Annotated in this window: 13 protein-coding genes and 1 pseudogene; 5 read left to right on the plus strand and 9 right to left on the minus strand. The window is 64.0% G+C overall.

Annotation, left to right across the window (positions count from 1 at the left end; genetic code table 11):
• Positions 1 to 912: 912 nt before the first annotated feature.
• The 9 genes from VGM51_02525 to VGM51_02565 form a co-directional block, all read right to left on the minus strand.
• Complete coding sequence (locus VGM51_02525; protein HEY3411911.1) at positions 913 to 7,797, minus strand: right-handed parallel beta-helix repeat-containing protein; 6,885 nt, start codon at positions 7,795 to 7,797, stop codon at positions 913 to 915.
• 160 nt (positions 7,798 to 7,957) lie between these two features.
• Positions 7,958 to 8,236, minus strand: coding sequence for a hypothetical protein (locus VGM51_02530; protein HEY3411912.1), 279 nt, complete (start codon positions 8,234 to 8,236; stop codon positions 7,958 to 7,960).
• Entirely contained in the window at positions 8,236 to 8,706 is a 471-nt protein-coding gene (locus VGM51_02535) for a hypothetical protein (GenBank protein HEY3411913.1), read from the minus strand. Before VGM51_02535 ends, VGM51_02530 begins: the two co-directional genes overlap by 1 nt.
• A 122-nt stretch (positions 8,707 to 8,828) precedes the next feature.
• A complete protein-coding gene (locus tag VGM51_02540; protein ID HEY3411914.1) occupies positions 8,829 to 9,380 on the minus strand; it encodes a substrate-binding domain-containing protein in 552 nt (183 codons plus the stop codon).
• Entirely contained in the window at positions 9,331 to 9,519 is a 189-nt protein-coding gene (locus VGM51_02545; GenBank protein HEY3411915.1) for a hypothetical protein, read from the minus strand. Before VGM51_02545 ends, VGM51_02540 begins: the two co-directional genes overlap by 50 nt.
• Positions 9,520 to 10,058: 539 nt before the next feature.
• Entirely contained in the window at positions 10,059 to 12,140 is a 2,082-nt protein-coding gene (locus tag VGM51_02550; GenBank protein ID HEY3411916.1) for a hypothetical protein, read from the minus strand.
• Between the two features lie 10 nt (positions 12,141 to 12,150).
• The gene (locus VGM51_02555) at positions 12,151 to 12,939 is read right to left on the minus strand and encodes a DUF6345 domain-containing protein (GenBank protein ID HEY3411917.1); all 789 of its coding nucleotides are present in this window, start codon (positions 12,937 to 12,939) and stop codon (positions 12,151 to 12,153) included.
• A gap of 18 nt (positions 12,940 to 12,957) precedes the next feature.
• Positions 12,958 to 13,734, minus strand: coding sequence for a DUF6345 domain-containing protein (locus tag VGM51_02560; protein ID HEY3411918.1), 777 nt, complete (start codon positions 13,732 to 13,734; stop codon positions 12,958 to 12,960).
• Between the two features lie 535 nt (positions 13,735 to 14,269).
• Entirely contained in the window at positions 14,270 to 14,911 is a 642-nt protein-coding gene (locus tag VGM51_02565; GenBank protein ID HEY3411919.1) for a nucleoside/nucleotide kinase family protein, read from the minus strand.
• Positions 14,912 to 15,271: 360 nt separating this feature from the next.
• On the opposite strand from VGM51_02565, the pseudogene VGM51_02570 reads away from it, so the two are divergent.
• The 5 genes and pseudogenes from VGM51_02570 (at position 15,272) to VGM51_02590 (ending at position 24,699) form a co-directional block, all read left to right on the plus strand.
• Positions 15,272 to 15,475, plus strand: a pseudogene (locus VGM51_02570) (transposase).
• Positions 15,476 to 15,488: 13 nt separating this feature from the next.
• Positions 15,489 to 15,923, plus strand: a complete 435-nt coding sequence (locus tag VGM51_02575; GenBank protein ID HEY3411920.1) for a transposase — start codon at positions 15,489 to 15,491, stop codon at positions 15,921 to 15,923.
• Between the two features lie 229 nt (positions 15,924 to 16,152).
• A complete protein-coding gene (locus tag VGM51_02580) occupies positions 16,153 to 19,116 on the plus strand; it encodes a PD-(D/E)XK nuclease family protein (protein ID HEY3411921.1) in 2,964 nt (987 codons plus the stop codon).
• A 33-nt stretch (positions 19,117 to 19,149) separates the two neighbouring features.
• Positions 19,150 to 22,614, plus strand: a complete 3,465-nt coding sequence (locus tag VGM51_02585) for an ATP-dependent DNA helicase (GenBank protein HEY3411922.1) — start codon at positions 19,150 to 19,152, stop codon at positions 22,612 to 22,614.
• Positions 22,615 to 24,699, plus strand: a complete 2,085-nt coding sequence (locus VGM51_02590; GenBank protein HEY3411923.1) for a 3'-5' exonuclease — start codon at positions 22,615 to 22,617, stop codon at positions 24,697 to 24,699.
• Positions 24,700 to 24,805 lie beyond the last annotated feature (106 nt).

Here is a 24,805-nt window from a genome sequence, read left to right on the forward strand (position 1 = left end):
GTAGCCCGGCGGGTCTGGGGTGACGAACCCGAATCCAGCGAACAGCGTGCAGGCCGACTCTTCGAAACGAGACATCAAACATGGTCTCTCGAGAGCGCGATTTGGATCAGCGAGAATTCACGGATCGCGCCTTCATACATTCGCCGGGCATTCCTGGCGGCATCACGCATCGGCGCAAAGGAGGGCTGTTATGAGGGAAGCACGGTCGGCTCGGCTCAAGTCGGGCCTCACGCTCGCGGAGGCAGCCCGCCTGCTTGGCGTCAGCCCGGACTATTTGCGGTTCGTCGAGTCTGTTCGCACCGGCGTGCCGCGCCGTCTGGCCAGGCGTCTCGAACAGCTCTACGGAACCAGTCGAGAATCGTTCCTGGTGGATATCGAAAGCTCCTCGTGCGGGCAGCACGGGAGAACCCAAGACTCCTTGCGCCGGAGTGGCGGGAGGCAACCTGGACCGGCGCCGGTCAATTCTAAGCAGGCCAGACGCCGGTCCAGGTTATCGCAACCCGCATCGGGTGACCCCGAATGAGAATTGCAGTCAGGATGACGCAGGAATCAACAACACGCTACAGTTTAGCAACAGAAGCGGTGACAAAGCCTCTGGCGGCGAGTCAGGGAGATCACGAAGGTTGCACCGCTTTTGTATATGACACCGGGGCAGCCCGGTAGGTAACCAAAACGCTCAGATTGAGCACAAAATGCGCCGGAAGACGCGGCCCTCTGACCGTTATCTTCACACCGAAGAGGTCACTGGTTCGAATCCAGTAGGGCCCACCAGATCGAATGGAATTGAGCGTGACGCCGCCGCTTTTCGCCGGCGAGACAGCCCTCCAGCTACTATGCCTGGAGGGCTTCAATCATAGTGACGCCGCTTCGTTCCACACGTTCGGCTGGCGTTCATTCCCCGCAAGTTGTGACTCAGGGGTTCAGCTCGAGTCCTGCAGCCTTTCGCACCAGCCGAAGGGCGTCCAGGATCGTCACGCGATCCCCGGACGGCGCCACGGATTCTATGTTCACGCGCTGAAGGTTGGTCGTCGAGGAGCCGGCGAGCCCTGCAGCGAGCCGCAGCGCCGTTTTCACGTCGTTGAACGTATACGGGGTCAGCGGGAGTTCATAGGCGCCGATGTCCACGTGCAGGCCTCGGAGACGCGGCTGACCGTCGAAATCGACGTCACCCGGAGTAATGCCGCCGTCCGCGCCGCCGTCCAGCGCGGGGCTCGCGGCCTGCAGGTGGTAGTCGCCGCCGGCACGGTCGATGAACAGCGGGTCGGCTTTGAAGTTGCCATCGCGGCCGAGCGGAGCGGGGCTGGGAAACCCGCTGAAATCCGCGGCCGAGTTCCCGTACACCAGGTTGTTGCGCACCGTCGCCACAGGCTTGATGCCGCTCAGCGCAACGCCGTACCCGGTTCCCCAGGCGAAGATGTTGTTCTCCACGACCACAGTGGCGGAAGACACGAGCAGTCCGCCGGCGCTTCCGGAACCGGCAGAGTTGCCAACGATGGTGTTGTTGCGGATAACGGGCAGCGGGCCGGGCTGCACAGCCTGGCTGTACACCGTCACGCCTCCGCCGGTGGTTGCCGTGTTCCCCGTGACGATATTGTTGGCGACCAGAGCCGGATTCGCGATATAGATCCCTCCTCCGGACGATGCCGAATTGCCGGAGATGCGGTTCCGGCGGATGGTCGGCGCCGCGGCCCCGGTGCAGTAGATGCCGCCGCCCAATGTGGTTGAGAAGGACGTCCTCTTGTTACCGGTTACCGTGTTCGCCTCGATGACCGCGGCGCTGTTGATGCACGTGATCGCAGGAGCTGTGTTGTCGGCGATGGTGTTGCCGCGGACAACCGGAGCGGAGTCCTGGAAGTACAACGGCCCTCTCGTTGAGGAGGTCGTTCCGTCCCCCTTGTTGGCCGTGAACGTATTGTCCGCGATGACCGGCGAACCGCCCACGAAATAGACGGCGGCGCCGTCGGTGTAGACCCCATTGGTCGTGAACACGCTGGAGCGCAACTCCGGCGAGGCGCCGTTCATGCCCGCCACCGCGCCGCCGCAGTAGGCGAAGTTGTTCCGGAACGTGTTGTTGCGGAGGACGGGCGCCGAGCCGTCGCAATAGACCGCGCCGCCGAGATAGCCCGAGCTGGAGGGCGAACCTATCACCCACGTCCCGGAGCCGTTCGCAAAGGTCAAACCGTCGATGATGGAGCCGCCGCTGGACGCGGGGATGACCAGCATGGAACCGGCTTTCGCCCCGTCGAAAACCGTGACGTTCGCGACGAAGTCCCGCTGGACGCGTTCGGTCTCCGTGCCGGCGAAGCCTCCATAGATACCAACTGAAGACAACAGCGTATTTCGTTCCACATAGGTGCCCGCGGCCAGCCATATCTCACCGTCGGGCGCGACGACATCCAGCGCGGTCGCCAGAGTGCGGAGGGGACTGCCCCACGACGCTCCCGTATTGGCATCGCTGCCCGTTGGGCTCACGCGAACGATGGGAAGGACTCCGGGCTGAAACGCCACGGCCGATTCATACGCGCCAATGTCCACGTGGGCAAACCGGCTCCGCGGCCCGCCGTCCAGGTCGAGGTCACCGGCCGGTGAATCGGAGTCGCCGCCCGCATCGATGCAGCGTGACGTCGGAAGAAGCCGGTAGTCGGCCGTCGCCCGGTCGGCCAGTCGCGGATCTTGGCGTATGTTCCCGTTGGCGCCGGTGAAATCGGTGATACCGAAGAAATCCGCGGTGCCATTCAGGGCGATGCAGTTGTTCCGGGAGACAGGAGTCGACTGCGAACCGCAGAGCCCTGATGTGTTGTGCGCGATGATGTTGCCCGCCAGCACCGGTGTACTTGCATACAGATAGATGCCGCCGCCCGTCGCATTGGTATTGACGGTAGAGTTGTCCACGATGGTGTTGTTCGCCAGGTGCGGGCTCCCGCCGCTCAGGTACAGCCCCCCGCCGGCGTTTGTCGCGGAGTTTGAATAGAACAGGTTGTCGCGGATCACACCCGTGGCGTTGACGCCCCACACACCGCCTCCATAACTGGCGGTGTTCGACGTGATGATGTTATGGGAGATCGTGGGAGAAGAGTAGCGGACAACCACTCCGCCGCCGTAGTCCAGCCCCTTGCCGTTCCGCAGCGTGAAGCCATCCACAGTGGTGTATACGGCGCCCTGACGGGCCGTCACTACGGGTCCCGTGCCGCCGCCGTCGATCACGGCGCGGTTGACCCCCCAGCGGCGCTCGTCGCGCGCCGTCTCAACACCCGAGAAGCCTCCATAGACATACGTGAACGGGCGCAGAGTGATGTGCTCCGGATAGGTACCAGCGGCAACCCAGACCTCGCCGCCCGCGACGGCCGCGGCCTCAATCGCCGCTTGGACCGACCGTTTCGCGAGTGACCACGATGAGCCGTCCGCGGAATCCGAGCCCGCAGCCGAAACGCGCACAATCGCAGGCGCCATGACGGGCCACGCCGTCCCGTCGCTCTCATCGGCGCCGATGTCCACGCGCGCGCCCTGCACGCGAGGCTGGCCGTCCATATCGGTGGATTCGGGAGGAACGGCGCCGCCGCCGGCATCGACGCACGGTGAGTCCGGCTGGATATGAAGGTTGCCGAAAGCCGGCGCCGCGAGGCGCGGGTCAGCGCTGATGTTCCCGTCAGTGCCCGTAGGGTCCGTAACGCCTTTGAAGCCCGCGGAGCCGTTGCCGAACACGCAGTTGTTGCGGAACGTGGCGGATCCGCCCGAAAGGAGCGCTATCCCGGACGCGTTGGACGCTACGATGTTATTTTCCAGGGTCATCGGACCGGACAGGGTGACGGCCCCTCCGGCGCCCTGGTTGCCGGCGAAGGTGTTGTTCCGCAGGATGGCGCTGCCCGGCGTGTTGAGCCTCACCGCGGAGCCTTCGGGGGAGGTGTTCCCCTGGAAGCGGCAGCCACTGATGAGCGTCGAAGCACCGTTGACGCACCAGATGGCGCCCGCGGTGTTCAGTGCCACGTTGCCGATGAAGGTATTGTTGGTTACGGTCGCCGTGCCGCCCTCGCCCCCGTAGAGGCTGATCGCACCGCCGGTTGCCGCCACGTTGCCGATGAACGTGTTGTTGGAGACGGCCGGGAACGAAGCGCTGCAGTAGATGCCCCCACCCGTGCCGCCCGACATGGAGCCGTTCCGTATCGTGAACCCATCGATCGCGCCGTAACGCGAGCCCCCGGTCACCGTCACCACGCGGCCCAGCCCGGCGCCGTCCAGGACACTCGCGTTCGTGCGCCAGTTCCGCTGCTCTCTGGCCGTTTCCGTGCCGGCGAATCCGCCGTAGAGATACACGAAGGCCGGCAAAGTGATCGACTCCGTGTACAAACCGGCGGCGACCCACACCTCACCGCCCGAAGCCGCCTTGGCAGCGTCGATGGCGGCCTGAACCGTCCGCTTGGCGGCGCTCCACGATGCGCCCGTATTGGCGTCGTCGCCGCCCGGGCTCACACGCAGCACCAGCGGCGCGACCGCGTATACAGTACCGTCGCTCTCATCGGCACCCATATCGACCAGCCCGTCCGCTGCGCGGGCCTGGCCGTCCATATCGGTCTCACCCGAGGCCACGAGCAAAGAATCTCCCTCATTCCGGCACGGGGAGTCCGGCTGGATATGGACGTTCCCGTATACGGCGGCCAGGCGTGGGTCCGCCGAGATGTTGCCCGATCCCGCGGGCACAGCGCCGCCGCGGTAATCGTACTGGGTGTTGCCGAACACGTCGTTTCGCTGGAAGAGGGTGGAGCCTGTTGTGGGCAGGTCCACGCCCCGGCCATTGTAAGCCACGATGTTGCCGGAAACGATTGCGGAGGATGGGAAGACGAGCGCCCCCCTCTGGCCCGGAGAGTTGGCGACGATGGTGTTGTTGCGAACGACCGACGTCGGCGCCCCGGCGTAACCGTCCAGATACACGGCGCCCATACCGCCGGAATTGCCGACGACCACGTTGTTGGCGATGGACACCGGGTAGAGCGGGCTGCGGGCCTCGACATAGACTCCGCTGCTCGAAGATGTGCTGTTAGGGGTGATGACGTTCCCGGTGATGGTATTGCCGGTGATGACCGCGCCGGCGTTCACGCAGCGTATTCCCCCGCCCACGAACGCGGTCCCATCCGCGGCGCTGCCGTTCGCGGCAAGCGTATTGTTGCGTATAAACGCGACCACGCCGTCGCAGTCGATGCCGCCCGCCCAGCGTCCGCCGTCTCCCCAGGTGGTCCGGCCGTTCCGGATGGTGAAGCCGTCCACCTCCGCGGTCGCACCGCTGCCGTACCGGACCGTGATGACGGTCTGCGCGATCGCGGCGGAGAGCACCGTGACGTTACTCCGCCAGTCCCGTGCCTCCCGCGCCGTCTCGTTTCCTGCAAAGCCACCGAACAGCGAGATGCCGGAACCGAGCTCCAGGTTTTCGGAGTATGTGCCGGCCTGGACCCAGACTTCGCCGCCCGTGGCCTTGAGCGCGTCAATGGCCGCCTGTACGCTCTTCTTCGCGGTCGGCCATGTGGCCCCGTCGAGGGCGTCATCGCCGCCGGGCTTCACCCGCTGAACCGCCGCCGGCAAGGGAGCATAGACCGTGCCGTCATACTCGTCCGCGCCGATATCCACCCCGGAGCCGTATACACGAGGCAACCCGTCTACGTCGATATCGTTCGGCTGGACGAGCGATGTGTCACCGCTGTCGATGCAGGGCGAGCCGGATGCGAGGTGCAGCGTGCCGTCTGCCGCCGCAACCAGTTTAGGGTCAACGCCGATGTTGCCGTTCTGCCCGATCAGCGCCGTTCCGGCGTCGCTGACGCCGATATTCCCGAAGATGCAGTTGGACCTGGGCGCCGGGGAGCCCGGTACCGCGGAGAATGAGACACCGTTGAACGCGACGATATTGTTGGCGATGGGGTTCGGGTTCGGGCCTGTATAGTTGATGCCCACCTTGTTCCCGTAAACGGTGTTGTTCACGAACGCAACACCGCCATAGAGACCCGCTCCCTGTCCGCAGCCGCGGATGACATTTCCGCTGACCCGGACCGCCCCTCCTCCCGTGCCAATACCGGTGCCGAGGGACCCGAGGATGACGTTGGACAGGACCCAGCCTGTCTCGACTGAATCGAAGCCGATGGCGTACGCCTGGTTCGAGACGAAACGATTTCCGGCGACAACCGGGATACCTTTGTAGATGTACACACCGGCGTGGTTGTCCAGAAAGGTATTGTTCCGGATTACGGGAGAAGCGTTCATCGCATACACCGCGCTGTAAGGCGGATCGCTCATCACGGTTGTCGGATCGGAATTGCGCACGGTGAATCCGTCGAGTACCGTTTCCGGTCCCGCGGCATCGCCCAGCACGACTCCCGGACCGGTGTGCCCCGCGTCGAGGACGCTCGCTCGCGAGGCGGCATCCCGCTGGGAGCGGAAGGTCTCGGCGCCGTTGAAGCCTCCATACAGCGCCACTGAGGGGGCCAGGACGATGTGTTCCGCGTAGACGCCCTTTTGCACCCACACCTCGCCACCCGTGGCTGCGGCTGCGTTTACAGCCGCCTGAAGCGTCTTCTTCGCGGTTGCCCAGGTCAGCCCGTCGGCCGCGTCGTCGCCGCCCTGACCCACTCGGATCACCAGGGCGCTGGTCTCGTCGGCGCCTATGTCCACGTGGGCGCCCTGGACGCGTGGCTTGCCGTCGATGTCGATGGCTCCCGGCGCCACGGCGGAGTCATCGCCTGCGTTTCGGCATGGCGAACTGTCGGCCAGGTGGAAATCGCCGGGAGGGAGTAAGGCAAATCCGGGGTCCGCGCTGAAATTGCCGTTCGAGCCCACGGCGTTCGGGATGCCCAGCGCATCGTATGGCCCGTTGGCGTGAAAGCAGTTGTGCTCCACCAGGAGGCTTGCGCCCGAGGCGCGGATGCCGGATGAGTTGCCGGCAATGATGTTGTTTCGCACCGATATACCCGCGGCCAGGTCCGCCGCGCCGCCTTGCGCCGCTGTGTTTCGGGTGATGGTGTTATTCGCCACGTTCCCGGTGGCTCCGTCGGCCGCCAGGCAGGCGCCGCCGTTTCCGGTCGCCGTATTGCCGGTCAGCACGCAACTCGTGATATCGGCGCCTGAACCACCGTCGAGGTATACGCCCGCCCCCGCCGGCGCCGTGTTCCCGCTGATGACGTTCCCCTCGATCTTCACCAACGTCCCCGACACATACACCCCGCCGCCGCCTGAGGCAGCGGTGTTGCCGGTAATGGTGTTACCCACGAGGTGGGGCGCGCCGATGCCGAGGCATGCGATGCCACCGCCCCACGTGGCCGAGTTTCCCATTACGATGCATCGGCTGATGACAGGGGAAGCCGACCTGCATAAGATGCCGCCACCCTCCGTCGGGGAATACCCGGCGGTGACGGTGAATCCGTCCAGGACGGTTCCGGCCCCCGCTCCAGTCGCGATGGTGACGGCGATGCCTCCGATTCCGCCCCACATATCGCCGCCCCAGATGACGGTGGCGCCGTCCAGGGTCCGGATATCCCCGTCGCCATACGTGTCTCCGTTCGCGGGGTAACCTCCGAGCAACTTAACGCCGTCCGGGAGCACGACTTTCTCGCGGTAGGTCCCCGCAGCCACGTGGACCTCGTCACCGGGCGCGGCCTTGGCGAGGACGGCGCCGATGCTTCCCGATGGCTCCCGCCAGGTTTCGCCGGACGACGATCCGCCGCTATACTGGCTCGCGACGTACCAAATGCGGGCATCGGAAGGGAGGGTGAGGGCGGTCGCGAGGAAGGCGGCCACAACCATGCGGGCGGTGCGGTTCATATCGGCGCTCCTTATGCCGGCCGGGAGCCGGACCTGCGTAATGCGTTCGCGAAAGAAGGCGAGTGCTTTGCCTGATTGTCAAACACCATCCGGATTGTAGCAAAGAGGCGGCCAGGATGCAGTTCCGGTGGCACAAGGTGTGCCGTTGGTGAACCGGTGGCTACTCCGAGGCCGGAGGATCGTTCTGATGCAGTCTCCTCGTCGTGCGGCCACTGAGGGGTCGGCTCGATGTTGACATTGAGGCGCCCAGCAAGACGCCCGTGGACGCGTGTATTCCGCTCCACCGCTGAATGAGCCACGCCGTGAGCACCGCGGAGAGGGCCAAAAGGCTGCCCACGGAGAGGTCAATTCCGCCCGTAATGATGACCATCGTCATCCCAACGGCGATGATTGCGATGACGGAGACCTGGTCGGCCACGTTTCGAAGGTTGCCCGGCATCAGAAACGTTGCGCGTCCCTCGCTGACCGGCGCGATGATCTGAGCTTCGCGAAGGACGGCGAGGCGCTCCGTAGGCCGTTCCAGACCGCCCAATCACAGCAGGACTCGGTCGTGGCGACTATGTGAACGGTCTTTCCGGATGCGGTCAGTTTCTCCATCGCTTCGCGGACGCTGGGAGGGTCTCCCTGGATGCCGGCCAGAATATGGTAGCCTGCCCCCCGGAGCGCTGACTGAAGTGCCGCGGAGAACTCCGCGTCGGCGCCGCCTGCCTGCGACACGATCACCACGTTGGAGGTTTTCGGCGTGGTCCTTATCACGACCGCCGCCACTGAATCCGCTCTGGCGAGTCCGGTCGGCGCTTCCCGGTGATAGGTGGCCCAGGAAAAGAAAACGCACAGGAGAGCCAGGACCGCAACCATGCCGTATGCAGAAAAGAACCCGGCCATCACTTTGCGCGACCTCGTAAACATCCCGCATCCGGTCCCCTTTCGGGCGCCGCCTCCAGCATCAGCACTGGAGGCGGCGCGGTGTCGTGCTCACTTCAGGGATGAGTCCTTGTCTGCGTCGGCCTTAGTGTAAACGCTCGCGGGGATCAGGTTGTGTGCGGCACCTTCTCGCCGGCCATGTATCTCCGTATGGAATCGATGGTCATCTTGGCGATCATATCAGGGTGCTGCACCACGTCGGCGTAGATCCTGCCGTCCTTCACCGCCTGCTTCGCCTCGGGCATTCCATCGAAGCCGATGACCTTTATCTTGCCGGACAAGCCGGCTTTCTCAATGGCCGCCACGGCACCGAATGCGGTTGGGTCGTTGATTGCAAAAAGGCCACCCAGGTCCGAATGACCTTGCACGATGTCCTGCGCCACCTTGAAAGACGTATCCCGCTGCCCCTTACCTGGCAGCTCTGCGACGATCTTCATGTCTGGGTACTTGCTCAACGCCTCCTTGAATCCCTTGGTGCGCTGGATACCGCACTCGACCTCGGGGTGGGAGATGATAGCGACCTTGCCGCGGCCGTTCAGCGCCTTCGCCATGGCGTCGCCAGCCAGTTTGCCACCGCCGAAATTGTCGGTCGCCGCGTCCGCGGAACGGTCACTTCTCCGAAACCACCACGGCGTCCGGCGCAATGCGATCCCGGTCATGACTGCTGGCCTGGCGAACGGTGAACGCCAGCTCCGGCCAGCGGGCGACGGCGTCATAATCCACCATTTCGCGCAGCAGCCCGTTCAGAGTGACGGCCGGCATCCGCTCCGACCGGACCGTCAGTGGTGTGTCGATCAATGTTGTGCCTCTCCTGACTCCGGGGGAATTGCCCGCTGCGCCCCGAGCGACAGTGGTGCGGCCGATTGAATTCAGGTGGGCTCGATCTCTGAACATCCCGTTGCGGTCTATTGCGCCACGGGCGTCGCAGTGGCTGAACATACCGAGAACGGCGGCTAAGGCGAACAATGAACCACGACGAAATCCCATAAATTCAGGCCTCCTGCTGCCATTGGTCCCAGGGGAATCGGAAGAACTATCCAGCGCTTCATGAGTCGCGATTCAGGCTAGCGCACATATTCTCCAGAAGAGAGTCAAGGGACCGGGACGTGAGGGCTCGAGTCCTTGCTCAAGGATATGACGACGAGACAACGCGCCGGCACGTCGCAAGCCAGTCGAATGACAGCGGGAGCTGTTCTGCGTTCCGGCGGTGCCGGCCGCCCGTCTGCAACTCCGCGGCCGGCGGATGCTTCAGGGGCAGGTAGTCTGAGCTTCCCGCCCCTGAAGCAATCCCGCGCGTCCAGTCATGCGGCTCAGATGTGCCGCGCGCTTCGGCGGAATTACGGACCGTCCGCGATGCTGTCCAGCTTGTAGATGCTGCGGAGGATGCGCAGGCAGTCATCTACTCCGATGATTCCATCGCCACCCGGCCACGCGGCCAGCGATGAAGGAGCCACGTCGCACGACGCCACCTGGGTTGCCGTTACGATCCCGTCCGAAAGCCCGCCAATCCCATGGATGGCGCCGATTACGTCGCTGAGATCGACTGCCCCGTCTCCGTTCCAGTCGCCGTAAACGGTTGGGACCTGATCCCTTGCGTCGTCGGTCAGAATCGGGTCATTGGGGCTGGAGGTCTCATCGTCCAACGGCTCGAACAGAGTGGGTGAGGCGGCTATCGGTATCGTGATGTGCCCGGTCGCCTGCCCTTTTGGATCATCGGGATCGATCAGCGAAGCGTCGAAGACGAACGCCGGCTGCAGGAATCCCTGCGCAACCCCCTCGGGCCGCTCATAATAGCCGAACGCGATATTTGTCACGATCATCCTCGAGTTCCCGGCCAGGGACGCCGCGATTCGCTCGAATTGCGGCAGTATCATTTCGTAGGGTTGCACTTGGGCAACGACTCCCGCGATCATCTGAGTGCCTCTCCACAAAGCGTGGTGCCCTGTGACCACGCCTGAGTTGTCAACGTGGACCTGGATCCCGCTGTTCGCGCCGAGGAGGGGAACGGGCGTAGGTGAGAAGTCAGTGGGAATCTGTCGGGGAAACGTGACGATCGTCTCGTCCTGCGTCTGGTTGTCCAGGCGGTTCGCCGAAGTGTCAAAGCCCTGGTTGAACAAGTGGGAGAAGATGGGCGGGCCGAACTGCGACGAATCAAACCCGCCAATGCTGTTGAGGAACGTCAATGCCAATTGCAGCGCCGCGCCGTCGGCGATGGGGCTCGCCTCGCCCGGCTTTTCGCTCAAGTAGCGGTCCATATGCCCGAAGAACTCCGCTCCCATCGTATCCTGTGCGAGGAGCATCATATTCGCGGCATCCGTCGCCTGGAAGCCGCGGACTTGGGATTGGATCGCCGGAAGTTTTAGTCCCAAGGCCTGAGCTCGTCTTGAGATGAGGTCAGAATTGAGGTTCGTGGGCAGCACCTGGAAGAGCGGAACGGCTTGCGGAACGTTGGTGGGAGGGCTCGCCTGGTACGTGATGCTGGCGGGGGTGCCCTGTGGCGCAACGGTGGATGGTGGGTCCAGCGGTTCCTGCATCATCGCCGGATCCACGGCGGGCAGGTAGACGTGTCGTGCTCCCGTTTCCTGTTGGAGTTCGGGATTGAAGAACGAAACAACGAAGTCATACACAGGCGTATAGAAGCGCTGTGGCTGACCGCCCGCACGCGAGTAGTATCCAAAGCGGATTTCCGTAATGTTCGCATCATCGGGCGAGTTCCCCAGTTCACGGGTCAACTGGGCGATCAGGCTGTTCTGCACGGCGCTGTACGGTAGTATCTGCTGGGTCGGCGTCTCGACCATCACCTTTCGCCACTGTGCGATGCTTCCCGTGACGCTGCCGTCGTTCGCGACATGCACCTCTGCCTGGTCTCCCGGTCCTATTACCAGGATTCCAGCCAAGGTGCGGGAGAACCGGACGATGGTCTCGTCCTGCGTTTCCGGGGTTATCCCGCCGGTGTCAAGGTCCTGGCCCTGATGGATCAGGTGCTTGATGTCGGTGATCGCCGCCTCACGGGCCTGCAACAGACCCGGGTGCGTGTTCACGAAGTCTTGCGCGATCCGCGTCGCCTCGGTATCGGCGATGGGCGGAATCGCGCCGGGCGTTTCCGCCGCCATCAGGCTGGTAGCGTATATATCCGTTCCGAACTGGTCGCGATACAGGGTTGTGGTGAAGCCGCTGGCCGGACTGGACCACTGAACACCAACGCCTGATGGCGTCTTGACCCGCTGGAATGTCGATGTCTGTCCCAGTTCAGCCCCGCGCCGCAATACCATGTCGACCGACAGGGGGTTGTTGGCGACCATGATGACCGCAGCCGTCGTGGGAGCCGCAGGAGGGTCGGCCAGGAAGTGAATTCCGGACCCCGAAGCGGCCCCGGCGAGTGCACCGCACAGAAGCAGCGATAGAATCTGGTTTCTCATGGGAATTCTCCTAGTGGATCCAGGACCACGCACGGTAAGTGTGCGGGCCGAGAGGAGACATGCCCCAGTTGAACCGCTCGTTCTCCCGGCGGTTCACCGCATCGCCGGCGTCCACGCCGTACGCCATCACAACTGCGGTCTCATGGCCCCAATCGTGGGCTGCAAACCACGCCTGCTTCACCGTGAAGAACGGCATGGTGCCGTAGAAGGCGTAGTTTCCGCCGCGGCCGGGGTTGTCGTACAGCTCGCCGTCGCCGCCCGCAATCATATGGAGGCCGGGGGTGACTCCGTCCCAATGTGCCAGGTCGGTCAGTTCCAGGCTGTGGCAGGACACCATGCTCAGGATGCGCATGCTGTTGGCGCCGATCGCCCACCACTGGTTGAGGGTGCCCGGGTTTCGGGTCCAAGCTCTGCAAGTGGACACGCCGTCGATCGTATGCGTAACGCCGGTGGTGATTCGGAACTTGTCCGCATCGGAACCACCATGCGATTCCAGGAATACCAGGTTGGCAGTATCGTCGTAGATGCACGCCTTGCCGCCCGGCACCGAACAGCTCACCAGGTCGTCCGGCCAGAAGGCGGAGTTACCATAGACAAACCGTCTTGTGTACCCGAAACCCTGCATAACGCCCATCCAGCCGGTGGCGTTGCCACTGGCGTTGGGGAGAGTTGGGTTACCGCACGCGTCCGTGGTGCAATACTCCGCCGCCACCGTAGTGCCGCGCGCGGTGAATGGCGCCGACAGGACGGCTGCGGCGAAGCTCCAACGAAGGACCGCTGCGAACGTGCCATATCTCATTTTCACGGTGGGATCCTCCTATCTCACCCAGGCCCACCAGCGGTAGGTACGCGTTCCGAGGCGCGACATGCTGGAACCGAAACGCTCGTTGTTCAGGCGGCTCAACGCGTCTCCCGAGTTAACGCCGTAGGCGAGAACCACGGGACGCTCGCGGCTGTCCGGCGAAGCCATGAACCACGCCTGCTTCACAGAAATGCCCGGAAAGTTACCCCAGAGCGCCCAGGCACGGCCGCGACCGGCGTTGTCATACATCAGGCCGTCACCGCCTGTGATCATGTGAAGCCCCGCCGCCACGGGGTCCCAATGCGGGATGTCGGACAACTGAAGGGAATGGCAGGATACCATGCCGAGGATGCGAAGGTCCTTGTTGCCAAGTATCCACCACTGGTGGCCTCCGCTGTTGGTCCAGGACAGGTGGCCTGCGTCGCCGTCCACTACGTTGTCGTGGCCGGCCGACATGACGAAGGCGTTGGGGTTAGATCCTCCGTGCGTGCTGAAGAAGTAGATGTTTGCGTTGTCCGCGTACCACTGGTCCCAGGAACCGGAAACGTTCGGATCGACGGTATCGCCTTTCCAGAAATTGCTGTTGCCGGACAGGAACTTGCCGGCGTGGCCGAAGGCGGACATCGTATAGTAGAAGTCGGAGGCATTACTGCCGGTGTTGGGGAGAAATGGGTCGCCGTTAGTGTCCCAGTTTGCCCACTCGGCGCCCACTGTGCCGCATTGTGCGGGTCGGCACACTGTGAAAAATGCCGCGCCGGCCAGAACGAGGGCCGGCCATCTGGTTATACGCACCTCGCGAACCTCCTTTCGAGTACTGCTCTCCGAGTTTCATGGCAGAGCATCACTGTCCAGACGTGAGACGTTTGTGGGAAAAGTGCTAAATAACCATCTATTCCACGCTAACGCCCTCCCGACGGAATTGAGCCGGATGGCTGGAACGCGGCTTATAGTCACAAGCGCCGCGATGGCAGGCTGCCGGTTCATCTTCAGCCGGTGCTGACCTGAAGTTATAGCACATATAAGCAAATGAAACCCATAGTGTTTAGCTTAAGGTCGACAGTGTCTGAATCAGTGAAAGCTCGAAGGAAGTGATACGCAGGAAAACAGACTCCTCTCGTTGTTCCGAGTCGAGCAAAGGAGCTGCGGGCGATGTAATACGGCGTAATCGTCACCATACCGCCGCAAGTCACCCGGTCATCAACCGGTAACCGACAGGGCACGAACTAACCTTACTCAACGTGCTCTTTGAGCGCATCGGAGGTCGTTCAATGGCTTTGATACGGATGGCTTGCTTCACAGACCGCAGGAGATGGCCCGGTTGCTTCGGTTAGGCGACTAGACGAATGATGCGATCAGCCGAGTGGGCTCTGGCACGGACCATTTCTGCGTTGGGGATATCTGTTTCCTCCATCTTGGCCACAGCCTGCTCCAGTGTGCGGCCACCGGCAATATGCCGTTCCAGCAACCGCTCTCGCATGCGCCCGTCATCCACTTCCACATACCACACTTCATTGAGGAGAGGACGAATGTCCGACCATCTACCGGTGTCAAGGAGGAGGTAGTTACCTTCTACAACGAGGACCCGGTGATTGGGCCGGATGGAGATAGCGCCGGACACGGCGGCGTGTAAAACCCTGCTGTATTCCGGGCACAGAACGGTGGATCGCGTCTCGCGGCGCAGACGCCGCAGGAGTTGACCGAAGGCTTCTGGGTCAAACGTCTCCGGAACCCCCTTCAGATGCCGGATGCCGCGAGATTCCAGGATGTCATTCGGTAGGTGGAATCCATCCATCGGAACAACGGCGGCGATCTCGGCTCCAGCAATGTGGTTCACCTCGCGCGCCAGGGATAATGCGAGAGTGCTCTTTCCGGCGGCCGGACACCCGGTAATCCCCACAAGGTGCCGTTCGTCAGCCGGCTGTAATGCGAGCCCGTTCAATAGACCGGTCGCCAGATCGGTGGTGGTCACAGCATTCCCTTTCCTTCCCGAGCTGATATGGGACAGTAGTGCGACAGTGTTGCTGCAAATTGGGATTGCGGTCTGCCCGGTAGCGCCAGGTGGCAGGCCCGGGTGTATCCTTTCGGTTATCGAGACCAAGAAAGGAGCAGTACACCCGTAGCCTACCGAGAGGATTTTAGCCTGCCAGAGGGGTTTCTGGAACAGATTTGTGAACAAGGATTGGACGGGATTGGCGAAGCGATTCGGATCGTGGTGAACGCGGCGATGCAAGCTGAGCGCGAGCGGCATGTGAATGCCGGTCTGTAAGAGCGTCACGCGGGCCGGGTGGGTCACGCGAACGGCTACAAGCCGAAGACGGTTCAGACCCGGGTGGGTGAAGTAACGTTCTCCGTGCCGCAGGTCCGGGAGGGCGGCTTCTACCCATAGGCTCTTGAGAAAGGACTGCGGTCGGAGCGTGCGTTGAAGCTGGCGCTGGCGGAGATGTATGTGCAGGGAGTTTCCACGCGTAAGGTGGCGAGGATCACCGAGGAGTTGTGCGGAGTCGAAGTTACCAGCACGCAGAACCTGTACTGAGCGAAGCCGAAGTGTGACCCGAGCCGCAGCAGAACTGGATTCCGCGCTTTCGGCGTGGCGAGACCGACCCTTGGGGACGTCTGTGTACCTGTTCCTGGACGCCCGGTATGAGAAGGTGCGCCGCAACGGCAGTGTGCAGGACGCCACTGTGCTGATTGCGGTAGGCGTGGACAACTCAGGCTACCGCCAGGTACTGGGTGTTTCGGTATCCTTGAGTGAGCACGAAGTGCATTGGCGGGATTTCCTGCTGTCCCTGGCGGAACGCGGGCTTGCCGGTGTTCAACTCGTGATCAGCGACGACCACGCCGGCCTCAAGGCGGTCAGAACCATGCGGGCGGTGCGGTTCATATCGGCGCTCCTTATGCCGGCTGGGAGCCGGACCTGCGTAATGCGTTCGCGAAAGAAGGCGAGTGCCCTGCCTGACTGTAAAACACCAACCGGATTGTAGCAAAGAGGCGGGCAGGATGCAGTTCCGGTGGCACAGGGTGAGCCGTTGGTGAACCGGTGGCCAATCCGAGGCCGGAGGATCTTTCTGATGCAGTCTCCTCGTCGTGCGGCCGCTGAGGGGTCGGCTCGATATTGACATTGAGGCGCCCGCCATCTGCAAGCTAATAAGCGTATCGCCGAATAAAGGAATGTCGGAGGCGGTTCCGAGAATCCCACCAGGAGAGCACGTTGTGAACGACGGCGCCAGGCTCAGCATTATCGTCGGAGGGCCGGGGACAGGAAAGACCCAGACGCTTGTCAATGCCTTTCTCGCGCTTCAGCCCGAGGAGCAGCGGCGAGCGGTATTGCTCACTGCCACGCCTGCGGCAGCCCGCGAACTCTCTGTCTGGATCCGCGGACTTCAGCCGGATCGGCCGATGCCCCGCACCGTATCGTTCTCCCAGTTCGCCGGCTCTCTCCTCCGCCTGCTGCGTGGAAACGACGTTCCGAGCCCCCTCGACGAAGCGGAGCGGCGCCTGCTGCTCGCCCATCTGATCGCAGGAAATCCGGAATCGACGTGGGCGAGGATCGCGGACTCAATAGCGGAAGACGTTGCCGCCGTCATCGGTGTGTTCCAACGGCACAACCTCGGCCCGGATGACTTGAAAGCCTTCGCCGATTCGGCGGCCCACCAGCGCGAGGACATGGGCCGCCTCGCCGGCATCTACCGGGAATACACCGATGCGCTCTCCGCCGCGGCGCTCTACGATTACGACAGCCTCGGCCGCGGCGTCCTGCGATCCCTCGACGATCAGGAGTCCCTGGGCCGCGTCCAGGCCCGTCACGCCCTCTTCTATGTGGACGAGGCGCAGAATCTGGACCCCTTGCAGGTGGCCCTTCTGGCACGGTCCGCCGGCGCCACCGGTCGGGTCCTCGCCGCCGTCGATCCATCGCAGCGAACCCAGGCGTATCGCGGCGCCTGCCAGGATGCCGTCGCGGAGCTGGAACGCGCCATGGGCACTCCGGCGGCCTTGCGACGCCCGGCCGGCGGCGGCGCATTGCCGGCCGTGGCCGTAGATGCGCTCGCGCGCTTCCATAATGCGTACGGTACCCCCGGAGAGCCGGCGGCCGGGTCCGGTGAGGCCGGAAGCCTCCGGCACATCGTCGCCCGGGATGCCGACGACGAGGCCGACAGGCTCGCAGGTCTTCTCAAAGGCACGATCGATTCCGTGGCGGTCCTGGTCCGATCTTCGCAAGCCGTGCAGTCGATGACCGAGCGCCTCGCCGCGCGGGGCATTCCGGTCGAGCCCCCGGAAACGGCCGAAGCTTGTCTCGTCCGCCGCTTCGTGGCGGACGCCCTCCGGATGCTGGCCCACCGGAGCGATGGTAAACACGGCGCAAGCCAACCGCTCTCGGTTGTCGATGAGCACGCCGCCGTGAACGCTGCAACGGTCCGCCTCCTCTGCACCACCCGCTCCGACCTCCAGTCACGCGCCCGGGCGGTGGAAGAACAGAAAAGGGCTGACAGCACCGCCTCCTGCCTTCTGGACCTGCACCTCGAGCCACCCCTCTCCGCCGTGAAGGAATGGCTCACCGCCGCCCGGCTCGAAGATGGGGTCGCCGCGCAGGTGCACCGTCTCTTCCTTGCCGTCCGCCCGCACGTCGTGCCTGGCCTGAACATCGATGCCATCGTCGGGCGTTATGGCGCCGCGTTAGGTCGGTTGGAACGCTTGCAGACCGTCCACGCGGCCTGCGGAAACGTGCTGACACCGGGCGATGCCCTGGCCGTCCTCGACACGCTGCTCACGCTGCCGGATGCCCAAGAGAGCCGGGGCGCCGTCGAAGTGCTTGTCCCGACGTCGGCGTCCGGACGGCGGTGGAGCACTGTGGCGATCGCCGGGCTGAACGACGGGGAGTTTCCCCAGTGGGCCGTTCCGTCTCCGTTCTTCACCGATGAGACCGTCGCCGAGATGGAAGCCTGGCTGCGTTCGAGGATCCCGGAGGGCGAGCGTGTCGCGTTGGGCCGGTTCGAGCGTGGCGCCGCAGAAACGATGGCGGAGGAAAGGCGGCTTTTTTACAGCGCCCTGGCTCGGACGAAGGGCGACCTGATTCTCTCGTGCCGCCTGCGCGAAGGCGCCAACGATGCCGCTCCGTCCGCGTTCTTTCTGCACTGCCTCCCAGCTGGGATGGCGGTTGCGCCGCGGGACATGGCCGGATCCTGGCAATGTGTGCTTGGCCGCTCTCTCCCCGATTCCGATGCGGGCCTCGCCTCCTGCGCTGACTGCCTCGTGGCGAGTTGCGCAGGCAGGGTGGGGTCGATCGCCGCGTCGCCCTACGCATTCGAGGCGCGGCCGGACGATGTCCCGTCCGCCCAAACGGGTCCTCCGGCTCTGACGCCCGATTGGCCGCTGTCGGCCTCGGATATCGAGGCATACTGCGAATGCCCCAGAGGCTTCTTCCTCGGACGCATCCTGAAGGTGGTCCAGATCGAGGGCGACGACCTCACGCGCGGGAACCTCTTGCACAGGGCGTTCGAGGCTTTCCACAAGCTGGCGCGTGTGGACCGCACCCCGGAGGCGCTGCGGGCGTGCTTCCAGTCCGCCTTGCGGGACTCGGAGGCCGAATTCTCAACGAAGGCGGCGTTCGGATTCCAGAAGCGGCAAACCCTTTCTGCTCTCGACACCTTCCTCGCCAACCCCGCACTTGTCCTCGATTACGAGGTGCTTCAGGCCGAGCGCTCCATGCGCTTCACCCTCAAGGACTCCGAGGGCGATGGGCATCCGTTCGTCGGTCGGGTTGACCTTGTGCGGAGTACGGCGGGCGGGGTGGAAGTCGTGGACTTCAAGGGCAGCGCCGCGAAAGCGGAGAAGGCATGGCTTACCCGCATTCCGTCGGAAACTGAGGATGGACCGCTTCCAAACGGGAAAGATGTGTCTGTTCAGCTCCCGCTCTACGCCATCGGCCTCGGACGGCAGGCGGATCCCGTGACAGTGGGCGCCATCGTCCTCGAGTACGTTCATCACTCGGGATGCAGGACGGTTACGCTCGCAACGGGAGAAGGCGGCGCTCTCACTCCGGAAGGCTTGGCGACGCTCGAGCGACACGTTGCGGATCTGTCCCGCGCCATCAAAAGCGGCACCTTCCTCGATTCCCCGCGCGACGGTTCGTGCGGCAGGTGGAACGCCGGATGCCCCTGTGAGGCGATTTGCGACTGACGAAGGAGAACGACGCTGGACATCCTCGAGGGACTGCAGGCAGAACAATGTGAGATCGTCACCGCCGAAATCGACCGGCCGGTGAAGGTCATCGCCGGCGCCGGGACGGGAAAGACGGAAACGCTCACGCGCCGCTTCCGCTGGCTCGTGGAGGAGAACCACTTTGACCCGGCGCGCATCCTGGCCGTCACGTTCACTGAGAAAGCGGCTGCCGAGATGAAATCGCGCATCCGCGCCGCCCTCACCAAAGCCGACCGGGAGCCGGAAGCGCCGCTCGCCGTTCACACATTTCACGGATTTGCGCGGACCATCCTCACGGAGAACTGCTACCGTCTCGGGCTGCCGCCAAACCCGAAAATGCTCTCGGACGTACGCCAGCGCCTCTTCCTCGACCGCCTGTTCCAGCGCCTCTGCAACGGTGAAATTGATGAGCCGTCCCTCGCGCCGGAACGCCTCGCGGAGCTTTCCTCATCCGGCCTCGCGGACCTTCAGTCCGCCTTGCAGGGGATCCTTTACACGGCGAAGGGGAAAGGCTGGTCGCCGGACGAATTCCGCGAGCGCGCTTTGGCCGTTGAGGGGCGGTTTTACACCGCGCTTCCCGCGCCCGACGATGCCTTGTCATACGGCGGCGAAAAGAAGGGGGCGCTCTGCGAGGCGATTCGTGGCAGGCTGGCAAGTCTGTTCCCATGCAGGGACCTCGAGGATTGCCTGGACGTTCGCAAGCTCTGGTTCACGAATCCCCTGAGAAGCGAACCTCGGACGGACATCGCGGCCGCGCTGGACAACGAGCGGCAGGTCACCCAGCGATTCATCGATGCGGGCCAGGCATTCTATCGGCTTTACGAGGCCGAGCGGAAGGCCCTCGGAGCGTTGGATTTTGACGACCTGGTCAATGAAGCCGTCGCGCTCCTCCGCGAACCGGAAATCCGTGCCCGCGCGCGCCAGCGTTACCAATACATCCTCGTAGACGAGTTCCAGGACACATCGCCGATGCAGATGGAGCTCATCCGCGCCGTCATCACGCCGATGCCGGAACGTTCGCGCTGTGGCAACTGCCCGGCGGAGGCGCCGGCCAACTTGACGATCGTTGGCGACAAGAAGCAGGCGATATACGCCTGGAGGAACGCCAGACGCGAGAACATGGACGATATCCTGCCTTGCGCCGCCCATACGAGGGTCGTCAACCTGACCCAGAACCACCGGTCACGGCCCGGGATACTCAAGGTAGCCAACGCGATCCGCCTTCGCATCGAACCCGGCGACCCCGACACCTGGACCGCGAAGACGGAGCCTGCCGTTGTCCACGCGCCCGAATCGTTCGCTGGCGGGAAAAAGGCCGACGCCCGGAGGGTCGAGGCGAACTATGTGGCCGAGTGCATCCAGCATCTGATTCGGGAGAACGCGTCGCGACGGTATGCCGACATCGGCGTCCTTATCCGCAAGAACAGCCTGTTCGCCGAGTTGCGCCGCGCCTTCCGGGACCGCGGAATCCCCTACGTTCGCGAAGGCGCAACCGGCCTCCTCGAAGAGCCTACCTGCAAGGACGTCCTTGCGTATCTGCATGCCATCGCCGATCCCCTGGATGACCTGCATCTGGTCCGGGTACTGAAACGTCCTCCGGTTGGGCTTTCCGACCGAGATCTCGTGTCGATGCGCTACACGGAAGACGCGCTGTCACAGGTCGGCCGGGGTCCGAGGCCGTCGCTGCGGGCGTTCCTTCCGCTCATCCTCAGCGCTCAGGACGAGCGCCTGGACGCTGATCCAAAGGAAAGGCTGTGCGCCCTCGGCGCTCGTCTGGAGACGCTGGCGGCTCTGCAGGTCGCGCTCCCGGTCCGCGATCTCCTGGAACGCCTGCCGCTCGAAGCCGGTCTCTGGGACGCGTGGGGGGCGGACGACAGGGCCGCGTGGGCGAACACACTTGCGACACTCCAGGCGATCGCCGACGCGCTCGAGGAGGACGGAGCCGGTCTCGACGTCCGGGATTTCCTGGACGCGATCGAGTTCTACGCCACAGACAGCCGCCTCGCCGCCGCGTCGTCGGAATCGGTGATGGACGGCGTCCACGTGCTCACAGTCCACCAGGCGAAAGGGCTGGAATTCCCTGTCGTCTTCGTCATCGGAATGGGCGAGCAGCCGAAGGCGGGGAGCGGCTGGATCTGGGACGACAACTGGGGGGTCATCCCGGCGGTACCCGATGGGGCCGCCAAATCGGTCATCGCCAAATGGCTGAGGCCGCGCCGGGAGGAGGGCGCCGATGAAGAGGCGCGCTGCTGGTACGTTGCGGCAACCCGCCCGAAGGAAACCCTCGTCGTCACCAGCATCAACGATCAGAGGGGCCGCCCGGCGCGTCCCCCGGAATTGCCGGAACACGCGACCCTGTCCGATCTGCTCGTTTCGCTCGATACCTGCACCGTGAACGTTTCCCGGCCGGAGCCTGCGAGGCCGCGAATATCTGCGGCAACACCCATGCCCGCCGCGGGGCCGTTCACCGCCAGTTTCACCGCGATTGAAGCGATGGAGCACTGCCCGGTCTCCCTCTGGATTGACCGTCACTGGCGCCTGCCGGAAGCGGCGGGCGTGGGAGGTGGCGGTTCCGGAAGGCGGATCGGCATACTCGTACATGAAGCCATCGAGCGCGGCGAACCGGACCTTGAACGTCTCTTCGATCCACGGGACACCGATGACGTGCGGGACCGGGTGCGCGCGCTCTGGACGGCCTTTCGGGAGCACGGCGCGCCGCCGGCGGTTGACAAGGAACGTGCGGTGCAATTCGCAGTTTCGACTCCGCGGGGCGACGTGATCCTCAATGGTTTCGTCGATGCTCTGGTATGGAACGGACCCACCCTGCAGATCGTGGACTACAAGACCAATCGCGAATTGAGCGATGAAAACCTGAACGCATACGCCCTGCAAATGGCGGTATACCGGAAAGCGCTTGCGGCCGACGGCCTGGAGACTTCATCGGCCGGGAAGATCATCCATATCCGTCCGGAAGGCTGCGAAGAGCACGAACTCGACCTTGTTAGCGAGGGCTTGGACGCCCGGTTCGCGCAGGCGTGTGAGAATATCGCAACCGTGCTGGCCGGTCCGGGGATGCCTGCTCCAAAGGAAGGGCGAGAGTGCGGTTACTGCGCGCACCGCGATGTCTGTCCGCACGCGGAAAACGGCGCGAGCGCCGCTGAGGAACGCGGGTTGAGGGAGCCTGACTTCGACCTGTTCGGCCCCGAGTGGCGGCCCCTCGTTCGGGCGCTGGCCGACGCCGGGTTCGTAGTCGATGGCGGCGAGGAGATCGTTGCGGGTGACATCTCCCTGGGGACGACCGTCGCGCTCATATCACACGCGGGCCGCCGAATCGCCGTAGTGAACGGCGATTGTCCCGAAGGCGCCGAAATGGGCGAGGCTCTGATCGCGGGGGGCGCTCGGGTCGTCGCCGTAAGTGCGGGCGATATCGCGGGAGCCGACGAAGCCATCAGGTCCGCCTTGGAGGGAGACTGTTAGATGCCGGTGCTGATTGCCGATTCCTGGGGAGAATCCGTGCGACGCCTCGGCGCCGAGGACCAGGGCCGCGCGACGGACTTTATCGGGAAGTTCCTGCAGGACCCGAGGAACCCCGGAATCCGGCTCAAAAAGCCGGAGAGTATGAAGGACCCCGATATATGGTCGGGCCGGATCACGGACGATCTGCGCGCGATCGTGTACAATGGCGAAGGCATCTACGCGCTTCTCTTCGCCGCCCACCACGACGCGGCCTACAAGTGGGCGAGGAACAGGACGGTGCGGCGGGACACGATGACCGGTGCTATCCAGGTGATCGATCTGCCGGATGCCGTGGACTACACGCCCGATGCGCCGCGCGGCATGGAAGCGCCTCCGCTCGTCTTCGCCGGGTGTTCCGACGCCTATCTCCTTGCCCTGGGCGTGCCGGATGTTTGGCTGCCTGTTGTCCGCTATGTCCGCGACGTCGAGAAGGTGCTGGGGTTCCTCGGAAAACTGCCCGAGGAGGTTGTGGAACGGCTGTTGATGGTCGCCACCGGCGAGGTCGTCGCGCCGCCGGAGCCGGCCGCCGCCCCTCGCCCGGCCCTGGGCAACCCGGACACGCTGCGGCGCTTCATCGTCGTTGAGAACGACGACGACCTGGCAAAGGCCCTTCTCGCACCCCTTCATCGCTGGATCACTTTTCTGCACCCCTCCCAGCGGTTGCTCGCCGAAGGCTCGTTCAACGGCCCCGTGAAGGTGACGGGTTCGGCGGGGACGGGAAAGACCGTCGTTGCCATGCACCGTGCCCGCCACCTGGCGCGTCAGGGCAAGCGCGTGTTCTTCACCACCTACGTTACCACGCTGTGCCGCATCCTGGAGCGGAACCTCGGCCTGCTGTGCGGGCCCGGGGAGTTGCAGAACATCAAGGTGAATACCGTCGTGAGCCAGGCGCGCCGCATAGTGGCCAAGGTCGACAAAGGCATAGGCCTCATCGAAGACGCCGAACTCGCCGGGATTCTGGAACGCTGCCGACAGGCGCAGGGCTGCCCCTTCGACGCCCGTTTCGTGGCTGCGGAATGGCAGCAAGTGGTCCAGGCCCAGGGCATCACCTCGTGGGATGCTTACCGGAACGCTCGGCGTACGGGACGCGCAACCCGCCTGGATGTGAAAGAACGGAAGCCGCTCTGGACGGTGTTCCAGGGGGTCTTTGATGCGATGCGCGACCGCAATGGGCTGGACGCGCAGGGGATGTGCCGCCGGGCCGCCGAACTGCTTCAGACGGGACGGATCGAGAGTCCGTTTGACGCGGTGATTGTGGACGAAACGCAAGACCTGCAGCCGCGGCAGATCGCGTTCCTTCACGCGTTGGCGGGCGATGGGCCGGACAGGCTGATGCTTGCGGGCGACGGCGGCCAACGCATCTACGCCAGGGCGAGCAGCCTGCGATCGCTCGGGATCGAGGTGCGAGGGCGATCCCATGTGCTGCGGATCAATTACAGGACGACGGAGGAAATCCGCCACACCGCCGACCGCCTGCTGGGCGAAGAGTCCGACGACCTGGACGGCGGGCGCGAGTGCCGCAATGGGACACGCAGCCTCGTGCATGGCCCCCTGCCGACGGTAAAGGGCTTTGCGACGACGGAGCAGGAGACCGAGTTCCTTGCCGCCCGCATCGCCAACTACCTGGAAGCGGGCGTTGCGCCGGAGGAGGTTGCGGTTTTCGTGCGTTCAAACAGCGCGGCGAAGGGGCTGGCACAGTCGTTGAAGGATGCCGGCCTGCGCTGCCATGTGTTGGACGAGAACGGGACGGCGCCCGACGGTTTCGTCAACGTCGGCAACATGCACAGGGCCAAGGGCCTCGAATTCAAGATTGTCTTTGTTGCGAACGCCACGAACACGGCTCTCCCGCAACCCGAAGCGCTGAGGAACGCCCTGGACGAATCCGATCGGAGCGCCGTGGTGGAGCAGGAGCGGCAACTCCTCTACGTAAGCCTGACGCGCGCCCGCGATGAACTATATGTCACGTGGTCGGGAAAGCCAAGCCCATTCGTAGCGGATCTGCCGAAGGCCGCGCCGCAGAATCAACCGAGGCCCGGCGATCGATAAAGCATCCACATCCGGTTTATCGCCCTGGCCAACGCCTACCTCCCGCAATTTACTGCCTATCAACCACTGACCACAGCCTATTGCCTACTGCCTACTGACCACTGCC

It is taken from the genome of Armatimonadota bacterium, assembly GCA_036504095.1.
Lineage (GTDB): Bacteria > Armatimonadota > DTGP01 > JAKQQT01 > JAKQQT01 > DASXUL01.